General features: G+C 70.3%; 3 protein-coding genes. All 3 read left to right on the top strand.

Annotated elements, in window-relative coordinates; translation table 11 throughout:
* A partial coding sequence (locus AC1D15_RS23790) for a RodZ domain-containing protein (RefSeq protein ID WP_477827914.1) occupies positions 1 to 585 on the top strand: 585 nt, incomplete at its 5' end.
* Between the two features lie 3 nt (positions 586 to 588).
* Positions 589 to 1,926, top strand: coding sequence for a flavodoxin-dependent (E)-4-hydroxy-3-methylbut-2-enyl-diphosphate synthase (ispG, locus tag AC1D15_RS23785; protein ID WP_477827913.1), 1,338 nt, complete (start codon positions 589 to 591; stop codon positions 1,924 to 1,926).
* A gap of 87 nt (positions 1,927 to 2,013) precedes the next feature.
* The coding region (gene hisS / locus AC1D15_RS23780) for a histidine--tRNA ligase (protein ID WP_477827912.1) at positions 2,014 to 3,217 on the top strand (1,204 nt) is incomplete at its 3' end.

Raw genomic sequence — 3,217 nt, 5'->3', positions numbered from 1 at the left:
ACCGACCTGAGCTTCCTGAAGAACCCCGGCGTCATCGGCGCGCTGCTGCTGGCCCTCGCGGCCGCGGCGGTCTACCTGCTGCCCAGCGGCTGGATCGCGTCGAACCTGCCGCGCGTCTCCGAGGGCGCATCGGTACCGGCAACGCCGGCGCCGGCTGCTGCCGATGCCGGTGCGTCGGAGCCGTCGGCCCTGATGCCGCCGGTGTTGCCGCCGAACACGGTCGTCGAGACCGTCACCTTGCCCGCGGCTTCCGCACCTGCCATCGTGCCGGCCGTACCGTCGGTCGCGCCTTCCGCGATGGCGGCCCCGGCCCCGGCGTCGGCCCCGCCGGCCGCGGCGCCCCGTGCCACCTCCGGCGCGCTGCTGCTGAAGGCCACCGCCGAATCCTGGATCGAGGTGATCGACGGCCGCGGCACCGTGCTGGTGTCGCGTTCGCTGCAGCCCGGGGAATCCTTGGGCCTGGACGGGGCTTCCCCGCTTCACGTCAGAATCGGGAACGTTTCGGCCACCACGGTTACTTACCGGGGCCGCGCGGTGACCATGTCCCCCACGCGCGACAACATCGCCAAGTTCGATCTCGAGTAAGCCATGACCGCCATCTCTTCCCCGTCGGCCTCCCCCTCGGCCGCCCCGTCAGCCCTGCTGCTGGACGAGGAGTTCATCGAACCGGCCCGGCCGGTGCAGCGCACCACCGTCCAGGCGCAGGTGCGCTGGGGCGCACGTACCGTGACGATCGGCGGCGGCGCACCGGTGCGGGTGCAGTCGATGACCAACACCGACACGGTGCAGGTGATCGAGACGGCGATCCAGGTGAAGGAACTGGCGGTCGCCGGCTCCGAGATGGTGCGCATCACCGTCAACACGCCCGAGGCGGCCGCGGCGGTGCCGCACATCCGCGACCAGCTCGACCGCATGGGCATCGACGTGCCGCTGATCGGCGATTTCCACTACAACGGCCACAAGCTGCTCACCGAGCACCCGGCCTGCGCCGAGGCGCTGTCGAAGTACCGCATCAACCCCGGCAACGTCGGCAAGGGCGACAAGCGCGACAAGCAGTTCGCCCAGATGATCGAAGCCGCCGCGCGCCACGACAAGGTGGTGCGCATCGGCGTCAACTGGGGCAGCCTCGACCAGGAACTGCTCGCACAGATGATGGACGAGAACGGCCGCCGCGCCGAGCCGTTCGAGCCGCAGCAGATCATGTACCGCGCGATCATCACGTCGGCGATCGAATCGGCGAAGCGCGCCGAGGAGATCGGCCTGCGGCGCGAGCAGATCGTGCTGTCGTGCAAGATGTCCGGCGTGCAGGATCTCGTCAGCGTCTACCAGGCGCTCGCGAAGCGCTGCGACTACCCGCTGCACCTGGGGCTCACCGAGGCCGGCATGGGCACCAAGGGCACGGTGGCCTCGTCCACCGCGCTCGCGCTGCTGCTGCAGCAGGGCATCGGCGACACGATCCGCGTCTCGCTGACGCCGCAGCCCGGCGAGGCGCGCACGCAAGAGGTCGTGGTGGCGCTGGAGGTTCTGCAGTCGCTCGGCCTGCGCGCGTTCAACCCGAGCGTCACCGCCTGCCCCGGCTGTGGCCGCACGACCAGCACCACCTTCCAGGAACTGGCCAAGCAGATCGACGACTACCTGCGCGAGCAGATGCCGGTGTGGCGCGCCCGCTATCCGGGTGTCGAGTCGATGAAGGTCGCCGTGATGGGCTGCATCGTCAACGGCCCGGGCGAGAGCAAGCATGCCGACATCGGCATCAGCCTGCCGGGCAACGGCGAGGCGCCGGCCGCGCCGGTCTTCATCGACGGCGAGAAGGCGCTGACGCTGCGCGGCGAGCGCATCGCGCAGGAGTTCCAGACACTGGTCGAGGACTACATCGAGAAGCGCTTCGGCTCGGCCACCGCCCAGCATTCGACCGTGGCGGCCTGACGCGTTTCCCACGCGTTGCCGGTCGCCGCACCCGCATTGCCGCAGCCGCCTTCGGGGCGGCTTCCCGTCCATTGATCCAAGGTTTCCATGGCTGACACCAAGCAAGCCGCCCTCCAGGCCGTGAAGGGCATGAACGACATCCTGCCGGCCAGCGTGCCGCGCACCGAGAAACTGCCCGATGCCGGGCTGTGGCTGTGGTTCGAGACGACGGTGCGTTCGGTGCTGGCGCGCTACGGCTACCAGTACCTGCTGACCCCGATCGTCGAGCCGACCGCGCTGTTCGTGCGGGGCCTGGGCGAGGTCACCGACATCGTCGAGAAGGAGATGTATTCCTTCACCGATGCGATGAACGGCGACCGCCTGACGCTGCGCCCGGAAGCCACCGCGGGCATCGTGCGCGCGATGGTCGAGCACAACGCGTTGTACAACGGCCCGCTGCGCGTCTGGACGCTGGGCCCGATGTTCCGCCACGAGAAGCCGCAGAAGGGCCGCTACCGCCAGTTCCACCAGCTGGACGTCGAGGCGCTCGGTTTCGCGGGCCCCGACGTCGACGCCGAACTGATCCTGATGACGCGCCTGCTGTGGCGCGAACTCGGCCTGGTCGAGGGCGAGCACGTGCGGCTCGAGCTGAACAGCCTCGGCCAGCCCGACGAGCGGCGCGCGCACCGCGAGGCGCTGGTCGCGTACTTCGAGCAGCATGCCGCCGCGCTCGACGAAGACTCGAAGCGCCGCCTGCTCAGCAACCCGCTGCGCATCCTCGACAGCAAGAACCCGGCGATGCAATCGCTGATCGAGGCGGCGCCGAAGCTGATGGACTTCCTCGGCGAGGCCTCGCTCGCGCACTTCGACACCGTGCGCGCGATCCTCGACGCCGCCGGGCTGCCGTACCGCGTCAACCCGCGCCTGGTGCGCGGCATGGACTACTACAACCTCACCGTCTTCGAGTGGGTCACCGACCAGTTGGGCTCGCAGGGCACGGTGTGCGGCGGCGGCCGCTACGACGGCCTGATCGAGCAGCTGGGCGGCAAGCCGGCGCCGGCGGTGGGCTTCGGCCTCGGCATCGAGCGGCTGCTGCTGCTGATCCAGGCGCTGGAGCTGCCGGTGCCGAGCGCCGCGCCGCGCGCCTACGCGGTGCTGATGTCGCCGGCGGTGCTGCCGCAGGCCATGGTGACGCTGCAGGCGCTGCGCGCGGCCGGCGTGTCGGTGCAGATGCACGCCGGCGGTGGCGGCATGAAGGCGCAGTTCAAGAAGGCCGACGCGAGCGGCGCCGCCTGGGCGCTGATCTTCGGCG

The sequence above is a fragment of the Rhizobacter sp. P2_H2 genome (genome assembly GCF_056403375.1).
The sequence above is the reverse complement of the archived record's forward strand: the minus strand, read 5'-3'. Positions and strand labels throughout refer to the sequence as shown.

Excerpts from the sequence above, each read along its gene's own strand:
- ispG (WP_477827913.1), top strand. The coding sequence starts at position 589 with ATGACCGCCATCTCTTCCCCGTCGGCCTCCCCCTCGGCCGCCCCGTCA.